Here is a 17553-nt window from a genome sequence, read left to right as displayed (position 1 = left end):
CACGGTGCTTTGATACAGCATCATTTTAGTAATCTTCTTGACGATATCCTAATGTCTGCAAAGCTTGTGGTCGGTCACGCCAGCGAGGCTCAACCTTAACCCAAGTTTCAAGGAAAACTTTGTCCCCGAGTAAGCGTTCAATGTCCTTGCGCGCCCTCGTACCAATATCTTTGATCATCGCACCCTGTTTACCAATGATGATATTCTTCTGTGTTGGTCGTTCAACGATAATTGATGCCTGAATATGAATTTTTTCTTCATTTTCACGAGCAATTTTGTCGATAACGACAGCAACTGAATGTGGTACCTCTTGACGTGTTAACTGCAATACCTTTTCGCGAATTAATTCTCCAATAACAAAACGTTCAGGGTGATCCGTTAATTGGTCTGCATCGAAATATTGAGGCCCTTCATCCAAGTGAGACACAATATTGTCCAACAACTCTGGAACATTATCACCCTCTGTGGCAGAAATTGGAAATACTTCAGCCCACTCAGGCGCATCATTCTGATAGCTAGCAATAACATCAAGCAAGTCATTTGGCGCTAATAAATCAACTTTGTTAATTAGTAAATAAATTGGTGTATTTTTAACTTCTTGTAACCGGTCAATAATGAAATCGTCACCACGACCACGTGCCATTGAAGCATCTACCACAAACCAGATTGCATCTGCCTCATGAAGCGCAGAAAATGCAGATTTCACCATAAAATCACCGAGTGAATTTTGTGGTTTATGTACACCTGGCGTGTCAATAAACACAACTTGTGCATCATCCGTTGTATAGATGCCTTGTATTTTATTACGGGTCGTTTGTGCTTTATCTGACATAATGGCAATTTTTTCGCCAACGATGCGGTTCAAAAGCGTTGATTTACCAACATTTGGACGACCAATAATCGCCACAAATCCTGATTTAAAAGTAGATTCTGTCATAATATATATACGGTCTTTGGCCGCATTCTCCTGTATGTGTTTTATTTACTGAAGTCATGAATAAATTGTGAAAAATTGGTAACAATACCAAAATGCCGCCAAACATAAGGTTGAAATACAATCAATAAGATAATAATTTCAAAACCCACGGCAACTAAAACGCCACCAGCAGCGACATCTTTTGCCAGCCCGGCAAGTGGATGATATCTTTTTTCGACAACCAAATCAACCACAGCTTCAATAATCGTGTTCAAAAACTCACTCGATATCACTGTAAATACTGCGACCGCAACCCACAACCAATCTGCACGGTTTAAGCCAAGATGTAAGCCCACAAGCAAAATGAGAAATCCTAGCAAGATATGTATTCGCATGTTGCGTTCTCTGACTAGTATCAGCCAAATACCGTGCAAAGAGTTTCTCATGGCTCGAAAAAATGTACTGTTTCGTTGTACTTTTTTATTGTAGTCTTTAGGCGCACCTTCTAGCTTTTTATCTTTTGAGGCCATAATTATCTAAAATCTCTCGTTGTAAATCAAACATTTCTTTTTCTTCTGCATCGCCTAACATATGATCATATCCATTCAAATGTAAGAAGCCATGCACCACTAGGAAGCCTAACTCACGTTCATAGCTATGCCCCAAGTACTCTGCCTGAGAATTAATAATATCCACAGAAACCAGGATATCACCAATATTTTTCGCTAACTCGGCATCCATCAATTCGTCTGGTAAAACCGGAAGATCATCACCGTCTTCCTCAATTGCGAAACTAATGACGTCAGTGGGTTTGTCTATACCACGATATTTTTTATTGTATTGATGAATTTCTTCATTGTTCATAAATGTTACAGACATTTCTGTATTATCTGGCAATTCCAAATATTTGCCAGCATAATCTAGTACACAACGAACCAGATCCTGATGATATTGATTAACACCAGCTTTTGTTTGGTCAATAATAGCCAAATCCATTAGTTAATTTGCTCCTTTTTTAATTCGGCTAATTTTTTCTCAGCTGCTTCATAGGCACCAACTATTAGACCGACAACCGGATGACGAACCACATCGGCACTACCAAAATGAATAAACGATACATGATTCACGTCTTTCAAAATACGTTGGACCGAAATGAGCCCGGATTTTGCACCATATGGCAAATCGATTTGAGAGATGTCCCCATTAATAATCATTTTTGAGCCAAATCCAAAACGCGTTAGGAACATTTTCATTTGTTGATTCGTTGTATTTTGTGCTTCATCTAGAATAATAAATGCATCATCCAATGTTCGACCACGCATATAGGCCAGTGGCGCAATTTCGACCACACCACGCTCCATTAACCGCTGGGTCTGTTCCGCGCCAATTAATGCATTCATAGCATCGTAAATAGGACGCATATATGGATCTACTTTTTCTTTCAGATCACCTGGAAGAAATCCTAGTGACTCACCTGCTTCAACAGCAGGACGTGTGATAATAATTCTTTCGACGTCACCACGCTTCAAGGCTGATATTGCCATAACAACTGCTAAAAAAGTCTTTCCTGTTCCAGCCGGTCCGATGCCGAACGTGACATCATTTTTACGAATTGATTGGACGTACTGGCGTTGACCAAAATTTTTAACGTGAACGGAACGCCCTTTATTATCACGAATTAGTACTTCAGAGTATAGGTCACCAAAATATTCCAATGTTCCACGCTGTGCCATTGTTATTGCACTCACAACGTCAGTATCGGATATATTAATTTGATGCTTAATTAATCTAGTTAATTCGCGTAGTACAGCTTTAGCTAATGGCACTTTATCCTCATCACCTGAGATGGTCATTTGGTCACCACGAGCATGAAGTCGCACAGTTAATCCTTCTTCGATTAACTGTAAAAAATTATCATTAACGCCAAGCAACTTAGTCTGTTGCTCCACATTTTCAAATGTAAAAATTTGCTGAACTTGTGCTGTCAAAAAGCAAATCCCCTTTATATGTTTCCTTTATTCTACCATATTGCCGTGATTGATGGTAGTTTATGCACTAAATATCAGGCAAAATAAAAAGGACCATTGTCCTTTATTCCACAGTCAAATCATGCATAATTGCGTCATAACCTTCAGCTTCTTCATCAGCTGTCAAACGCAGTGGTGCAGCAATGAGTTCTGTTATTTTAGCTAAAACATATGTGCCAATCGCAGCAAATGCGATAGTAAATAAAATTGCGACTAACTGCTTACCAACCAATGATATATTCCCGTTGATTAGACCAGCAACACTGCCAACACTTTTATCAGCAAATACACCTGTCAATATTGCACCCACGGCGCCGCCAATACCATGAATACCAAAAGCATCTAATGTATCATCATATCCAAAACTATTTTTAACAAATGTGATACCAGCAAAGCCTATAAAACCAGCTAAGAGTCCCATCACTACAGCTGCCCATGGTGCCACAAAACCAGCAGCAGGCGTAATAGCAACTAGACCAGCAACACCACCACTAGTAATACCGGATAATGTAGCACGTCCATGATACTTATATTCAACAAGACCCCAAGTCAATACAGCTGCCGCTGATGCTAACCATGTGTTAACTAATGCTAGAACAGCTGTGCTATTTGCTGCAAGAGCTGATCCAGAGTTGAAACCAAACCATCCAACCCATAACAAAGCGCCACCAATCAAAACATAAGAAGGTCGTACAGGTATGTGCTTGTCAATATGACGATGTCCAATCATCAAAGCCAGCACCAATCCAGTTACACCACTAGAAATATGAACAACAGTTCCACCAGCAAAATCAATTGCGCCTAACTGAGCCAAGAAGCCACCGCCCCAAACCATGTGCGCTAACGGTGAGTAAATGAAAATCAACCAAAGTGCAATAAATACGAGCAATGCTTTAATTCTAACTCGACCAATGACGGATCCAGTAATAATTGCGGCTGTTATTATCGGAAACATACCTTGGAACAGGGCAAATGCACCGTCAGGAATTGTTAAATCTTTAGTAGAATGCGTGAATGAAACATTCGTTAAGAACAAATGTTTAAAATTACCAATCACATTTCCACTACCACCAAATGATAACGTATATCCAACAACAAACCATACTAACGAAGCAATTCCAATAATCATAACTGGAATAAACATCGTGTGTAACAAGTTCCTACGCTCACCTAAGCCACCGTAGAACAAGGCTAATCCAGGTGTCATTACCCAGACTAATGCAGCTGAAACTAAAACCCATGCTAAATCACCACTGTTCATTAAATCACTCCTACTTGTTTTTTTATTATTAATTTAATATTAGCAGTTCGCTAAATTTTAGTATTAAACTGTGGTAGCTTTTCTTACATTAAATTAAAAAAGACTATAGTGATTTGAATAATCAAATCATTATAGTCTTTTTTACAAGTATAAACTAGAATTATTATACTGTTTGAACAGTCAACATGTTTGTTGTACCTGATTGTGACATTGGTACACCTGCTGCAATAACAATAGTATCACCTGAATTAGCCAATCCTTGGTCTTTTACGGCCTTCTTAGCTAAGTCAACCATTTCGTCAATAGTCTTTGGTGCATCATAAACTACTGGAACAACACCATAGTTCAATGTCAAACCACGTTGTACGCGTTCTGAATAAGTAACGGCCAAAATGTTAACATCAGGACGGTGCTTTGAAACCATACGTGCAGTGTAACCAGAGTTAGTTGATACAACAACAGCCTTAGCGTTCACATTGCGTGCGATACGAGCAACAGATGCTGCAACAGCTTCCGTTGAATCAGTCTCATCGAAGAAAATATCCTCATGACGACCGTTTTCGCGCAATGAAGTTTCAGCTTTTTCGTCGATAGCAGCCATTGTGGCAACAGATTCAACTGGATAGTCTCCGTTAGCTGATTCACCTGATAACATTGTTGCATCAGTACCATCAAACACAGCGTTGGCAACATCGGAAGCTTCGGCACGCGTAGGACGTGGGTTTTCTTCCATTGAGTCAAGCATTTGTGTAGCAGTAATAACAGGTAAACCTGCCTTGTTCATCTTGCGAATCATGTCTTTTTGAACCAAAGGCACGTTTTCAGCAGGAATTTCAACACCCATGTCACCACGTGGTACCATCAAGGCATCTGAAACTTCCAAAATTGCATCAAGGTTGTCAATACCTTCTTGTGATTCAATCTTAGGAATAATTTGAACATGTTCCATGTTCTTTTCCTTCAATAGTCCACGAATTTCAAGCACATCTTCAGGCTTACGAACGAATGAAGCAGCAATATAGTTGATTTCGTGATCCAAACCAAAACGGATGTCATCAGCATCTTTTTCAGTAATACCTGGCAAGTTAATTGAAACACCAGGTGCGTTAACACCCTTGCGTGATCCCAAAATACCATCATTATCAACGCGAACAACTAATTCGCGAGTGGCTGAATCTTTTTCGATAACAGTTGTACCAAGCAACCCATCATCAAACAAGACTTGTCCACCTTCTTTAACATCATCGAACAAACCAGCGTATGTAACGGCGATTTTTTCTTTCGTTCCTTCAAGGTTTTCATCCATTGCAATACGCAATGTGTCACCTGTATGGAATTCGATCTTGCCGTCAGCTTGCTTTGTTGTACGGATTTCAGCACCCTTAGTGTCCAACAAAATACCAACTGTCTTACCAGTAATCTTTTCGGCTTCGTGAACAGCATTCATACGACCCAAATGTTCTTCGTGATCACCGTGTGAAAAGTTAAAACGGAATACGTTGGCGCCCGCTTGGATTAACTTTACGATTGTTTCGACATCAGATGATGACGGACCAAGTGTTGAGACGATTTTCGTCTTTTTCATGGTTAAATAGCTCCTTAGTTATCTTGGTTGTTGCTTGTGCAACTCTACCCAATCTCTATTTATACATTATGACCCATTTGTACAAGTCATATTATTAGTAAGTTTGTTTAAAAATAATATTCTCACTGCCTAGTAAAGCTGCTAATTCGCGCATGATAACGGTTTCACTAGTCATCCAAAATTCTTGATCAAGTTTTTGATTTTTACCATCTTTTTGCCAGTGAATCACCACTGGATTATGGCCATGATGTTTTTTCATGATTTGGCTGATTTCCTCACGTCTTTCCGGTGTGTCATGCTTTTCGTCAAGCTGAAGAAACCAGGTCCCTTGAATAGGTTGAACGCGCTGGGGTTCTGGCGCTAAATTAATATGATTAGCCACAATAGCAATTTCATTCCGCATATCACGCTCTGATTTACCAGCAATACTCAATATCGTTCCGGGCTTTAGAAAATTGCTTATTTTTTTAAATAGTTGTGGGAATATAGTTACACTAATTTCTCCAGTGGTATCAGAGACTTTCACGAAAGCCATGTCATCCCCTTTTTTAGTGCGGATCTGGCGAATACTGTCGACAATTGCGATTATTTTTTCAACCTGACTGGGCTGTACGACATTTCCTATTTGACTAAAACCATTTTCCAAAATGAAATCAACATATGTATCTAAAGGATGACCTGATAAATTTACGCCAATGACTTCTTTTTCTTTTTTCAGACGATCAGACAAAGCAAAATCATCATACTTCTTAATTTTCGTTTCTTCCAAAATTAAGTTACCAAAGCTTGCACCTTCAATCAAACTCGCTATATTTTCGATTAGTTCGCGTCGATTATAGCCAAACGAATCAAGTGCACCAGCATATACTAACTGCGCTAACACTTCTCGTTTACGCATTTTATCTGGCAAACGTCTTACAAAGGACTGGATTGTTTGAAATGAACCATTATTCTGTCGCTCTTCCAATACACCAGTCACAAAGTCTGTACGAACACCACGGATATTATTCAAACCCATTTGTAATTGGTTTTCGATAGATGTCCAAAACTTATATGACTTGTTGACATCTGGCGCTAATACTACAATTCCGCGTATTTTGGCTTCAGAAACATATTGTTGCACTTTTTTCTGTTCACCCAGATTTGCATTTAATAGAGCTGTAAAAAAAGCAACTGGATAATGTGCCTTTAGATAGGCTAGCTCAAAAGCCAATTTACTATAAGCAACTGCGTGAGAACGATTAAAACCATAATTAGCGAATTCATCAATATAAGAAAAAATAAGTTCTGCTTGTTCTTGATCATGCCCATTTTTTAAAGCGCCTTTAATAAATTGTTCATGCAATTTCTGCATTTTGTCGACTTTTTTCTTCGACATGGCACTTCGTAAAACATCCGCTTCACCTAGCGTGAATCCAGCATATGATTCCGCAACTAGCATAACTTGCTCTTGATATACAATAATACCAAAAGTGGGCGCCAAAATAGATTTCAAACTAGGGTCTGGGATCGTCACTGCTTCTTTACCATGGCGTCGAGCGATAAACTTATCAATATTTTGTGCAGGACCAGGACGATAAAGCGCGTTAACAGCCACAATATGTTCAAAGGTGGCTGGCTTCAGCTTTCGCAACACATTTTTAATGCCTGCAGATTCAAATTGGAAAACCCCATTTGTGTCGCCTTTAGCAAATAATGCTAAGGTTTTGGCATCATCTAAAGCAATTTTGGTAATATCAAACCTTTCTGGTAGCTCTTTTTGAGCATAATAGAGTGCCTGGCTTAAAATGGCTAAATTTTGTAGTCCTAGAATATCAATTTTAAGTAACCCTAATTGTTCAACCGGATCTTTTTCAAATTGTGTTAATAAGCGTCCCTCCGTACCAGATTGCACAGGTAATGTTTGTACCAAAGGATTCGCACTAAGTACAATTCCTGCCGCATGTGTAGAGTAATTTTTTGGTAAGCCTTCAATTTTCAACGCCGTTTGTAATAACAATCTACCATTATCAATATCACGAAGGGCATTCTGTAATTGTGGTGCTTTAAGCGCATCATCAATGGACACCTTACGTCCATTTTTTCCTTCAGGTATACTAGCACTCAACTTGCTCAATGTCGGGGTTGGTAATCCAAACACCCTACCAACATCGCGTAGAGCTTGTTTAGAAGCTAAAGTACCAAATGTAATAATTTGACCAAAATTTCTTTTCCCGTACTTTTGATGAAGGTAGGTGAATAGTTCTTCACGTTTGCTTGGTGGCCAATCAATATCAATATCAGGCATTTGCACTCGCTCATCATTTAGAAAACGTTCAAATAGCAAGTTAAATTGCAAGGGATCTACATCGGTAATTTGTAAACTGTACGCAACCAAAGATCCAGCGACAGAGCCACGTCCTGGTCCAGTTTGAATGTGATTTTTATGTGCGAAGTTAACAATGTCCCAAACAATCAGGAAGTAATCGCTAAATCCTAACACTTCAATGGTTTTTAATTCGTGCTGCAATCTTTCTTCGTACAAGTTCAAACTCACGTTATGTCCTTGCAATCGTTTTTTTAATCCACTGACAGCAATCGTTTCTAAAAACTGTGCGTTGGTCACGCCAGATGGTGTTTCAAAGGGTGGTAAAGCTGTATCTTTAAATTCAATGCTGACATTGCTTTTTGATACCAATAATTCGTTATTAATATAGGCTGTCTTTAGTATTTCTGTACCTTGGTATTCTTGCTGAACGACAGCTAAATCTCTTAAAATATGTGAGCCTTGTTGTTGAGCCAAAATTTTAATATCGTCCAATTTAACATTTGCATCAATTGCTTTTAAGACTTGAGTGGTGAAAGCATCATCTGAGTTAAGATAATCAATATCATCTAAAGCAATCATATGACCACCAGTACGTTCGCTAAATTGTGCTAACCTCTCTTGTATCTGCGGTGCCATTTGGGAATTAATACCAATAAAAGAATGGTGCTCGTCAACAAGGGTGACGAGTTGTTGCCAATAATTATTAACTTCCTCATACCCTGAAGAGATGAGCTGAACGAGCTCACTGTCAGTTGGAAAAACAATGTTTATACCGTCTAAGTGTTTAACCATTGTTTCCCACTGAAAATCTCCTTGACTAGTCATCTTGGCTGATGATAGCCACATTAGATTTTGGTAGCCTACTTGATTCTCAGCTAATAGTACGACTGGAAATAGCGTAGCAGTATTCACAAGTCCGTTGACCATTAATGTCAAGCCAAATAAAGGTTTAATCCCATGCTTTTTTGTTTGTCGAAACCAGTCTATCGCCCCGTACATTACATTAACATCAGCCAGTGCAATGGCTTCATAACCACGAGTCTTTGCTGTTTGGACAATTTGTTCAATTGTATTTGGATTTTTTAATAAGCTATAACTGCTTAAAATTTGAAGCGGTGCGTACATTTCAACTCCTTATACGAACATCCGTTTTCTTTAATTATACAGAAAAATCACAGAAAAGTCGTTAATTTTAACAAATATTAGGGTTCCGTAAAATCACAGATTAGACATTTTCTATTTTCTTGTTTAAATTCCCTTAAAAACTTGCCATTTGTGAAAAAAGGTGTATTATAATGACAGTAAAGAGGTAAAAATCATGAAATACATTATGGTAGCAATTTGGTCGGCAATATTTGGTGAGATTTTGGGTTATATTGTATCCCAATTGAATTCTGGTACTTATGATTTTGTTACTGTTGCTGTCATTGCTGTCATTGTTGGTGAAGTTGCGCTAGTTGCAATTCCAGCAATTTCAGGATCAGCTGCACCAAAAGAAGTTGCGTCTGAAGAATAAATCACAAGATCAAAAAAGAGCTCAGTTGAGCTCTTTTTTGTTTATCTAAAAGTTATTTTTCTTGTGCAAGTTTTACAATTTCTAAAATGACGTCTGTTGCCTGTTCCATGACAGTTGTAGAAACATATTCAAAACGGCCATGCATATTTTCGCCACCGGCAAAAATATTTGGTGTTGGTAGCCCTAGGAAAGTTATTTTTGAACCATCGGTACCGCCACGGACAGGCTCAATAATTGGTTTAATCTCTAAGTTATTCATCGCTTTTTCAGCCAAATTAACTGAACGCATATCATCTTTCAAGATTTCACCCATATTATAGTATTGATCTTTCAATACAACTTTAATACGCTTTTCCCCTAATTTCTGATTAAAGGCATCGGCAATATCTAATAATCTTTGCTTACGTTCTTCAAATATATTTCGATCATGATCACGAACAATATATCGCAGGGTTGCTTCTTCAGGATTACCGTCAACTGCTAGAAGATGCCAAAATCCTTCTGTTCCTTCAGTATTTTCTGGGCGATCATGGACTGGAAGTTGTTCATGGAAATCAAATGCTAGTTGAATGGCATTAACCATTGTATCTTTTGCAGTTCCTGGATGAACATTTCGTCCCTGAATTGTGATAACGGCGCTCGCAGCATTAAATGTCTCCCATTCAAGCTCGCCTAACGGTCCGCCATCCATTGTATAAGCGAAGTCAGCACCAAATGCTTCAACATCAAAATGATCGGCACCAATACCAATCTCTTCATCTGGTCCAAAAGCAAATCGCAAATCACCATGCTTGATCTCTGGATGTGCAATTATATACTGAGCTGCCGTAATGATTTCAGCATCTCCAGCTTTATCATCAGCACCTAATAGTGTTGTGCCATCAGTTGTAATTAGAGTATGTCTCGCATATTTTTTTAAGCTAGGAAATTCGTTAGTTGTCAATTCGTAACCACTATTTCCCAACTTAATTGACGATTGGCCGTCGTAATTTTCAATAATTTGTGGGTTAATGTTCGCTCCATTAAAATCTGCAGTATCAACGTGTGCAATAAAGCCAATTGTAGGCACAGCACTGTCATCAATATTGCTTGATAATTCCGCAAATACATAACCATCCTTCATGGTGCGTACATTTTCAAGACCAATAGCTTTTAACTCCTCAGCTAAATCTGCCAAAAAAGCGACCTCTTTAGGTGATGACGGTACTGTTTCTGAGTTCTCATCAGATTGTGTATCTACCTTTATATACTTCAAAAAACGTTCTGTCAATTCAGGATACTTTGTCATATATTACTCCTTTTTGAGCATTTGCTCACTGTTTTAACCGTTAACTAAATATATTTGTATGGATCTGTATTGATTTTTGTAGCAACTACATCAACAGTGTCACCAAACCATTCTGTGACCTTATCAACCATTTTTTCGTTGGCAATAGCTTCCATATGATGATCAGGATCAATCACAATAAAATTTGAAGCCAAGATGTCATGCCCAACGTGATAGTAGACATCGGCTGTGACGTAGGCATCAGCTCCTGCTTGTTGCGCAACCCGCCACCAACGGCCACCATCTCCACCTAGCACAGCGATCTTTTGAATTGGCTTTGTCACATCTTTAGCAATAACACGCACTGCTTGAACATGAAACAAATCACGAATTTTCACAGCGTATTCTTGTACAGAAATTGGTTGCTCTAATTGTCCGATCCTGCCAAGACCAGTTTTCTTATCTACATTTGGTACTAAAGGCACTACATCTTGAATACCAAGTGCCTCGGCCAACCAATCATTCATGCCACCTTGTGCACTGTCCATATTAGTATGTGAAGCATAAACAACGATATGGTGTTGAATCAAATCTGCATACATTCGATTTTGAGGCTGTGATAAGTCTAGATTTTTCGCCGGGAAGAACATGATCTCATGGTGTGCCCATATAAAATTGACCTGATTATCAATTGCTTCTTGAACCACTTCTGGACGAACATCAAGGGCTGTCATTACTCGATGTACAGGCTGCTTAGGATCACCAATTTGCAATCCCGTGGGGTCACCCTCCTCAGCTAATTGTTTCGGCGCAAAAAGTTCAATCTTGTCAATTAACTCTTGTGCAATCACTTGATAACCTCCTGAATTTGCTGATATTTTTTTTTCCAATCTTGATAAATGGGTGAATCAGCTTTTCCAGCAAATTCAAGATTTTCAAAAATTGTGTCGATACGATCCAATTCTTTCTGCCATTTAGCAACAAAAACTGACGTTTTTCTCTTTCGCAAGACAGGACCAAATTTTTTATCGAGGCTTGATAAACTTTGGGTGCCCTTTGTTGCAATCATAATTTCATAAAAGTGGTTATCCTCTTGTTCAATAACCTCGTCGTTAATTTTATACTGATGGTTGTTTAGCCATGTTCGCACAATGTGCTCATCAGTATTAGGTTGTAGTATAAGCGTTTCAAAACGTTTTGCTCTTGAAAATCCCGCTTCTAATATATCTGTAATTAAGACACCACCCATACCAGCGATTGTGACCGTGTCAATATGATCCTCATCTTTAATTGCCGCTAATCCATTCGCCAATCTCGCCTCAAGTTGTGTGGTTAACGCTCTTCGAACAATTTCGTGCTGCGCATTTTCGTAAGGTCCTTTAGCAACCTCACCAGCAATCGCAAACGATATTTTGTTATTGATTAATAGATTAGCAGGTAAATAGGCGTGATCAGAGCCAATATCGGCTAACCTTGCGCCTTTGGGTACAAATGAAGCCACAGCTGCAAGCCGTGGTGAAAGATGAATACTGTCCATTTTCTATCCTTAAAGTTGTTTTTTTTACTCATTTTAGTATAACAAATAAGTCAATATCTCGCTGATATCATGTACTTTTAATTAATAAAGACCACAAGTTACATCATACTCAAATTTCATAATTAAAAACATTAGAATGTTAGAAAATATAACATAATTTTGGGATTAAATTCTATTGCATACGAATAGTTTGCACGATAATTTGTCTTGTGTTACACTCTAGGCGTGAGCTTTTCACAAATAACTGAAAACACCAAAATCTGGGGTGCCGTCGCGCTGAGATAAAACCCATCACACCTGATCTAGTTAATACTAGCGTAGGGAGATTTACTTGAAAATGTATTAATGAACTGACATATCTTGACGGTACTATGTTTTGTAACGTTATCACTATAATATATGATGATGAAATAACACAAGTTTGTTAAGTAACGTTTCTGCATTGAGATCATGACCACAATTTTTCAAGCCAGTCTTCCTTGTGAAGTCTGGCTTTTTCTAATTACACCCGATTTTGCGGTGATTTCGGTTACATCAATTATTAACCAATAAGTCATGTAAACAGTTGTATAGCTCATGCACCTATTGGTTAATATCGGAAATTTTAGGAGGTTTTGCAAATGTCTGCAAACAAATGGTCACTTCGCGATGTTATCTTCATCGCACTAATCGGTGTTTTTTTTGGATTTATATTTTGGGCTTGGGCATTTGGTTATAATGTCATCGCTGCCTTTTTAACACCATTTGGATTAAGCGCATATGCTAATGATGCAACATTGGGTCCTTGGCTAATGGCTGGTCCGATGGCTGGGTTCATCTTACGTCGTCCTGGCGCATCAATTATAGGTGAAACACTTGGCGGCACAATTGAAATGGTGTTTGGCTCTCAATGGGGTGTCATGAACGTTGTTTCTGCATTAATCCAAGGGTTTGGTACCGAACTTGGATTTGCTGTATTTGGCTACCGTCGTTGGGACAAAACGAGTTTGTCAATGTCTGTCATCACAGTTACCATTGTGACGTTTATTTGGGACCTGTTCCGTAATGGTTATGCTGACTACTCATTTGGTTTGTTGATTGGATTATTTATTACTCGCCTCATTTCAGCAGCTATTTTTGCAGGAGTTATCGTTTACTTCACACAAAAATTAGTTGCTAAATCAGGTATTCTAGAGGTCAATAAAAACGAGGTGGTCTCATGATATCAAGTATTGCGGTCCAAGTATTGCCGATGACAGCTGACACAGAAGAAGTCATTCGCATAGTTGATCATGTGATTGCTTATATTGACAAGAGTGGTGTCAACTATCAGGTAGGTGCTTTCGAATCAACTCTCGAAGGTGATTACGATCAACTAATGGATATTTTAAAAAATTTGCCCAAGGTTGCAGCAGAAATTAGTGACATCCCTGTCATGGTATACAGCAAAATAAACATGGCTACAGATTCTGATGTTTTAACCATTGCAAAGAAAACAGATAAATATAAATAAGCGGAATTTCCGCGTACATAGGGAATTATTATGGTTACTCATTTAAAACATATCAGTTTGTCATATGGCAATACAAAAATACTTGATGATACCACCATGTCAATATCTCACAATAGTTTTAACCTGCTAATTGGTCCCTCTGGCTCTGGAAAATCAACCCTTCTCCGAATATTTGCAGGATTATATCCGCAACTAAAAGGTGAAGTACTTGTTAATGATCAAGCAGTTACCACATTACCGGCTAACGAGAAAGCCAAAGTCGTCGGTTTTTTATTTCAAGATCCAGACACACAATTTGTTATGAAAACGCCACTGGATGAATTGATTTTCACTTTAGAAAACTTGCAAGTTGATCCTTCTGATATCAAGCAACGTGCAACGCACGCTCTAGAATTTGTTGGTATTTCAGACTTAACTCATCAAGACATTGACACCTTATCAGGTGGTGAAAAACAAAAAGTTGCATTGGCTATCATTGTTGCAATGCAAAGTGATTTCTTATTATTAGACGAACCTTTTGCAAATATTGATAGCCAATCTCGCCAAGACCTATTAGCTAAATTGAAAGATTTACAAATACAGGGACAAACCACTATATTAATCACTGATCATGATTTACATGGGTACGAGCCACTTGTTGATCATGTGTGGGAAATACACCACAAAAAAGTAGCAACTGTTAGTAACTTTCAGAATCGTATTTTACCGGAACAAAATGTCCACCTGCAATTACCTAAAGAAGGTGTTTTGCAATTAAAAAATTTTGAACTTTTAGTGGGGCAACGTCAATTAATTAGTATTTCTGATTTACCTTTGTCTCCCGGTGGAATTACGCTCTTTACTGGAGCAAATGGCACAGGCAAGTCGTCCCTTTTCAATGCGCTAACTCGACTAAAATCCTACCAGGGTGACATTTTGTATATAGATCAAAATATCAAAAAATTTAATGCTGCTAAATATGCAAAACAAGTAGCATTGATCTTTCAAAATGCAGAACGGCAGTTTTTACGAATGACGATTCGTGAGGAAATCGCGTTGAGCATGCAACATGCGCAACAACCAGAAAAATGGTCCGAAAACGTAATTACTCGTTACTTAGAGCGCTTAAATTTGGATGGGCTACAAGATCATGTCGTTTATCAGCTCTCTGGCGGGCAAAAGAAAAAAGTTCAACTCTTGGTGATGTTAATTGTTGGCACACCAATATTATTGTTAGACGAACCTATTGCTGGTCTGGACACAGATTCCGTTCGGGTTGTAGGCGAAATTTTACGAGAAATCGCAGATAATGGACGGCAACGTTTTATTATTATTAGCCACCAACTAGATCAGCTACGCCCAATCATTGATTATCATTTGCATCTATCTAATCGAACTTTACAATATATGGAGCATTTTTTATGAATCCAAGTGTTAAATTTCTACTTATACTTATCGTTAGCATCGAACTAACTTTTGTCCTTAATTATCAAGTCAATGTTGTTGTAGCGATTATTGCTGGTATTTATCTTGTTTTTTCAAAACTGTCTTGGAAACGTTATTTGCTATTAATTGCCATGCCTATCTTGCCTGTCTTAGGTGCATGGACATCATTTACAACTTTTGGTTCCCATGAAATGGCAATTATCATGATGACTCGAATTGTTGCCTACATATTCCTAGGAGCAGCTTTTTCGTTTACAACTGACATGATCTTGCTTCTAGACACACTCGAACAAAAATTTCGTGTGCCAACCACTTTTGTCTACGGTCTTCGCGGTGCATTATCCTTTGCGCCCCGTGTTAAACAAGAAGTCCAGACTATCCGAACGGCAGCTTTAATGCGTGGTGAATCTTTAACATTTTACTCACCACAATTATTTTTCAAAGCTATTTTGGTCTCACTCCGGTGGTCAACTCGCTTAGCAGAAGCTATGGCCTCACATGGATTTACCGAAAATGCTGAGCGGACACACTTTAACACAATTGTAATCAAAAAAAGAGACTGGATGATGGCAATCAGTCTCTTAGTCATATTACAGTGCATCATAATATATCTTTAATGGGTGCAAATGTTTTACGATGAATCGGTGTAATGCCGATTTTTTTTATACCCTCAAGATGTTCTTTTGTACCGTATCCAGCGTTTTTTTCGAAACCATAACCAGGATATTTTAAACCATAAGAAGCCATTAGGCGATCACGTGTGACCTTTGCAATAATACTGGCTGCACCTATAGAATTACTTCGTGCATCTCCTTTAATTAAAAATTCTTGCGGCAAATCTAAATCTAACCGCATAGCATCTATTAATAAAGCTTCAGGTACGGGAGCCAACTGGTTGACTGCTTCGGTCATCGCAACACGTGCTGCTTCATAAATATTAATTTCATCAATAATTGAGGCTTCGACGCTGCCAACACCTATAGAAATTGCTTTTTCTATAATTTTGTCGTACAACTCGTCTCTTTTTTTTGCAGACAGTTGCTTAGAATCTATGACATCTAAAACATCAAAATCATGCGGTAAAATAACAGCTGCTGCAACAACTGGGCCAGCTAAAGGCCCCCGACCAACTTCATCCACGCCAGCAATTAAGTCGTAGCCTTGCATCCAGTACTGACGCTCAATATCAAAACGAGATAAAAAATGCTCGCGTTTTTCCTGCAACATCACTTGCTTTTTTTGCCAAGCCTTCAATGCATTTTGTACACCAACACGCTTATCTTGTTGCCAAATTAGCAACTGCTCGTCATTAGGAGATGTGTTTTTGAGTTGTAATTTAATATTTGCAATTGTGTCAGTCATTTTTCGTCTCAATTAAATCAAGTGTAAACGCCCCTAGTTTATTTTTTCTAAGATCATTTAGTATTCGTTCACTGGCCTTGTCATAATCGTCTTTGAATCCTAATTTGCTTGTGATGGATAATAAAACATCTACATTTTCTTGATTAAAAATATTGTCGTTCAAATGATATCGATCAATAATGGCCTCTGGCCGATATTCTCGAAAAAAGTTGATCAAAAATAGCGCAGCATCATCTTTGGCAAAGATTGTATCTTTCACCGCTCCTGTTAATGCTAATTTCATGCCGATGTTTTGATCTTCAAACTTTGGCCAGAGCACCCCAGGAGAATCCAGTAATTCTAATTTTGTTGGTGTTTTTAGCCAAGCAATTTTCTTCGTTACACCTGGTCGATCCGCCGTTGGCGCAACATTTTTCATTACCAAGTGATTCAATAATGTTGACTTACCGACATTTGGCACCCCAGAAATCATGGCGCGAATAGGCTGATCTTGGATACCTTTTGCTAGTTGTGCTGCTTTTTTTGCTTCAACTGCTCGTCGGGCTGCTTTAGTCACTAATTGCGGAGTTCTTGGGTCACGCGTGTCGAGCACAAGTACTGTGTATCCTTGTGCTTCAAAATGTTTTTTCCATGCCCGTGTTTGATCAGGATCTGCCAAATCAGCTTTAGTCATAATTAACAAACGGGGTTTATTGCCGATTAACTTATCCACTTCCGGATTACGTGAGCTTTCGGGAATACGGGAATCAACCAGCTCAAAAACAACGTCGACTAGTTTTAAATTTTCCCGCATCAAACGGAAGGCTTTGGCCATATGGCCTGGGAACCATTGAATTATTTGTGCCATTAAACATATA

General features: G+C 38.5%; 17 protein-coding genes and 1 riboswitch. Of the genes, 5 read left to right on the top strand and 12 right to left on the bottom strand.

Annotated features, from left to right (window positions below; genetic code table 11):
- Positions 1-25: 25 nt before the first annotated feature.
- From era to HFP47_RS02490, 7 genes are all read right to left on the bottom strand, one after another.
- The gene (era, locus tag HFP47_RS02520; RefSeq protein ID WP_011679560.1) at positions 26-937 is read right to left on the bottom strand and encodes a GTPase Era; all 912 of its coding nucleotides are present in this window, start codon (positions 935-937) and stop codon (positions 26-28) included.
- A gap of 41 nt (positions 938-978) precedes the next feature.
- Positions 979-1446 (bottom strand): diacylglycerol kinase family protein, encoded by a 468-nt coding sequence (locus tag HFP47_RS02515; protein WP_010284749.1) that lies wholly within the window; start codon positions 1444-1446, stop codon positions 979-981.
- Positions 1430-1912: an rRNA maturation RNase YbeY gene (gene ybeY, locus HFP47_RS02510; RefSeq protein WP_011679559.1), complete on the bottom strand. Its 483-nt coding sequence runs from the start codon at positions 1910-1912 to the stop codon at positions 1430-1432. The genes HFP47_RS02515 and ybeY overlap by 17 nt, the downstream gene beginning before the upstream one ends.
- Complete coding sequence (locus HFP47_RS02505; RefSeq protein ID WP_014324541.1) at positions 1912-2904, bottom strand: PhoH family protein; 993 nt, start codon at positions 2902-2904, stop codon at positions 1912-1914. The genes ybeY and HFP47_RS02505 overlap by 1 nt, the downstream gene beginning before the upstream one ends.
- Before the next feature lie 103 nt (positions 2905-3007).
- Entirely contained in the window at positions 3008-4204 is a 1197-nt protein-coding gene (locus HFP47_RS02500; RefSeq protein ID WP_179875974.1) for an ammonium transporter, read from the bottom strand.
- A 163-nt stretch (positions 4205-4367) separates the two neighbouring features.
- Positions 4368-5789 carry a pyruvate kinase gene (pyk, locus tag HFP47_RS02495; protein ID WP_011679557.1) on the bottom strand — a complete coding sequence of 474 codons (1422 nt, stop codon included), beginning with the start codon at positions 5787-5789 and terminating at the stop codon, positions 4368-4370.
- 94 nt (positions 5790-5883) lie between these two features.
- A complete protein-coding gene (locus HFP47_RS02490; protein ID WP_115231040.1) occupies positions 5884-9222 on the bottom strand; it encodes a DNA polymerase III subunit alpha in 3339 nt (1112 codons plus the stop codon).
- 193 nt (positions 9223-9415) lie between these two features.
- Between HFP47_RS02490 and HFP47_RS02485 the strand changes: the two genes are divergently transcribed.
- The gene (locus HFP47_RS02485) at positions 9416-9613 is read left to right on the top strand and encodes a YjzD family protein (RefSeq protein WP_010289296.1); all 198 of its coding nucleotides are present in this window, start codon (positions 9416-9418) and stop codon (positions 9611-9613) included.
- 52 nt (positions 9614-9665) lie between these two features.
- Here the strand turns inward: HFP47_RS02485 and pepT are convergent, their stop codons facing one another.
- The 3 genes from pepT to HFP47_RS02470 are packed head-to-tail and all read right to left on the bottom strand — an operon-like array spanning position 9666 to position 12417.
- Positions 9666-10901 (bottom strand): peptidase T, encoded by a 1236-nt coding sequence (pepT, locus tag HFP47_RS02480; protein WP_042252960.1) that lies wholly within the window; start codon positions 10899-10901, stop codon positions 9666-9668.
- A gap of 44 nt (positions 10902-10945) precedes the next feature.
- Complete coding sequence (locus HFP47_RS02475) at positions 10946-11731, bottom strand: Nif3-like dinuclear metal center hexameric protein (RefSeq protein WP_115231037.1); 786 nt, start codon at positions 11729-11731, stop codon at positions 10946-10948.
- Positions 11728-12417 carry a class I SAM-dependent methyltransferase gene (locus tag HFP47_RS02470; RefSeq protein WP_011679553.1) on the bottom strand — a complete coding sequence of 230 codons (690 nt, stop codon included), beginning with the start codon at positions 12415-12417 and terminating at the stop codon, positions 11728-11730. The genes HFP47_RS02475 and HFP47_RS02470 overlap by 4 nt, the downstream gene beginning before the upstream one ends.
- Positions 12418-12668: 251 nt before the next feature.
- Positions 12669-12758: riboswitch (TPP riboswitch) on the top strand.
- Between the two features lie 279 nt (positions 12759-13037).
- On the opposite strand from HFP47_RS02470, the gene HFP47_RS02465 reads away from it, so the two are divergent.
- Genes HFP47_RS02465 through HFP47_RS02450 form a run of 4 tightly spaced genes read left to right on the top strand, consistent with a single transcriptional unit; the run spans position 13038 to position 15951 of the window.
- Entirely contained in the window at positions 13038-13619 is a 582-nt protein-coding gene (locus HFP47_RS02465; RefSeq protein WP_004164215.1) for an ECF transporter S component, read from the top strand.
- On the top strand, positions 13616-13909 hold the full coding sequence (locus HFP47_RS02460; RefSeq protein ID WP_010282020.1) for a thiamine-binding protein: 294 nt from the start codon (positions 13616-13618) through the stop codon (positions 13907-13909). Before HFP47_RS02465 ends, HFP47_RS02460 begins: the two co-directional genes overlap by 4 nt.
- Before the next feature lie 30 nt (positions 13910-13939).
- On the top strand, positions 13940-15313 hold the full coding sequence (locus HFP47_RS02455; protein ID WP_115231036.1) for an ATP-binding cassette domain-containing protein: 1374 nt from the start codon (positions 13940-13942) through the stop codon (positions 15311-15313).
- Positions 15310-15951: an energy-coupling factor transporter transmembrane protein EcfT gene (locus HFP47_RS02450; protein ID WP_140682578.1), complete on the top strand. Its 642-nt coding sequence runs from the start codon at positions 15310-15312 to the stop codon at positions 15949-15951. The genes HFP47_RS02455 and HFP47_RS02450 overlap by 4 nt, the downstream gene beginning before the upstream one ends.
- On the opposite strand, the gene HFP47_RS02445 is transcribed toward HFP47_RS02450, so the two are convergent.
- On the bottom strand, positions 15935-16696 hold the full coding sequence (locus HFP47_RS02445) for a ribonuclease HII (RefSeq protein ID WP_179875973.1): 762 nt from the start codon (positions 16694-16696) through the stop codon (positions 15935-15937). The two genes, HFP47_RS02450 and HFP47_RS02445, sit on opposite strands and share 17 nt — an antisense overlap.
- A complete protein-coding gene (gene ylqF, locus HFP47_RS02440) occupies positions 16689-17543 on the bottom strand; it encodes a ribosome biogenesis GTPase YlqF (RefSeq protein WP_114665871.1) in 855 nt (284 codons plus the stop codon). Before ylqF ends, HFP47_RS02445 begins: the two co-directional genes overlap by 8 nt.
- Between the last annotated feature and the right edge of the window lie 10 nt (positions 17544-17553).

Source organism: Leuconostoc sp. DB-1 (assembly GCF_013414845.1).
Classification (GTDB): Bacteria; Bacillota; Bacilli; order Lactobacillales; family Lactobacillaceae; genus Leuconostoc; species Leuconostoc mesenteroides.
This window is presented reverse-complemented; position numbering and strand designations above follow the sequence as displayed.

What these genes read in the sequence shown, in the direction of transcription:
- era (WP_011679560.1), bottom strand. Translation starts at nt 937, where the DNA reads ATGACAGAATCTACTTTTAAATCAGGATTTGTGGCGATTATTGGTCGT.
- HFP47_RS02515 (WP_010284749.1), bottom strand. Translation starts at nt 1,446, where the DNA reads ATGGCCTCAAAAGATAAAAAGCTAGAAGGTGCGCCTAAAGACTACAAT.
- ybeY (WP_011679559.1), bottom strand. Translation starts at nt 1,912, where the DNA reads ATGGATTTGGCTATTATTGACCAAACAAAAGCTGGTGTTAATCAATAT.
- HFP47_RS02500 (WP_179875974.1), bottom strand. Translation starts at nt 4,204, where the DNA reads ATGAACAGTGGTGATTTAGCATGGGTTTTAGTTTCAGCTGCATTAGTC.
- pyk (WP_011679557.1), bottom strand. Translation starts at nt 5,789, where the DNA reads ATGAAAAAGACGAAAATCGTCTCAACACTTGGTCCGTCATCATCTGAT.
- HFP47_RS02490 (WP_115231040.1), bottom strand. Translation starts at nt 9,222, where the DNA reads ATGTACGCACCGCTTCAAATTTTAAGCAGTTATAGCTTATTAAAAAAT.
- HFP47_RS02485 (WP_010289296.1), top strand. Translation starts at nt 9,416, where the DNA reads ATGAAATACATTATGGTAGCAATTTGGTCGGCAATATTTGGTGAGATT.
- pepT (WP_042252960.1), bottom strand. Translation starts at nt 10,901, where the DNA reads ATGACAAAGTATCCTGAATTGACAGAACGTTTTTTGAAGTATATAAAG.
- HFP47_RS02470 (WP_011679553.1), bottom strand. Translation starts at nt 12,417, where the DNA reads ATGGACAGTATTCATCTTTCACCACGGCTTGCAGCTGTGGCTTCATTT.
- HFP47_RS02465 (WP_004164215.1), top strand. Translation starts at nt 13,038, where the DNA reads ATGTCTGCAAACAAATGGTCACTTCGCGATGTTATCTTCATCGCACTA.
- HFP47_RS02460 (WP_010282020.1), top strand. Translation starts at nt 13,616, where the DNA reads ATGATATCAAGTATTGCGGTCCAAGTATTGCCGATGACAGCTGACACA.
- HFP47_RS02455 (WP_115231036.1), top strand. Translation starts at nt 13,940, where the DNA reads ATGGTTACTCATTTAAAACATATCAGTTTGTCATATGGCAATACAAAA.
- HFP47_RS02450 (WP_140682578.1), top strand. Translation starts at nt 15,310, where the DNA reads ATGAATCCAAGTGTTAAATTTCTACTTATACTTATCGTTAGCATCGAA.
- HFP47_RS02445 (WP_179875973.1), bottom strand. Translation starts at nt 16,696, where the DNA reads ATGACTGACACAATTGCAAATATTAAATTACAACTCAAAAACACATCT.
- ylqF (WP_114665871.1), bottom strand. Translation starts at nt 17,543, where the DNA reads ATGGCACAAATAATTCAATGGTTCCCAGGCCATATGGCCAAAGCCTTC.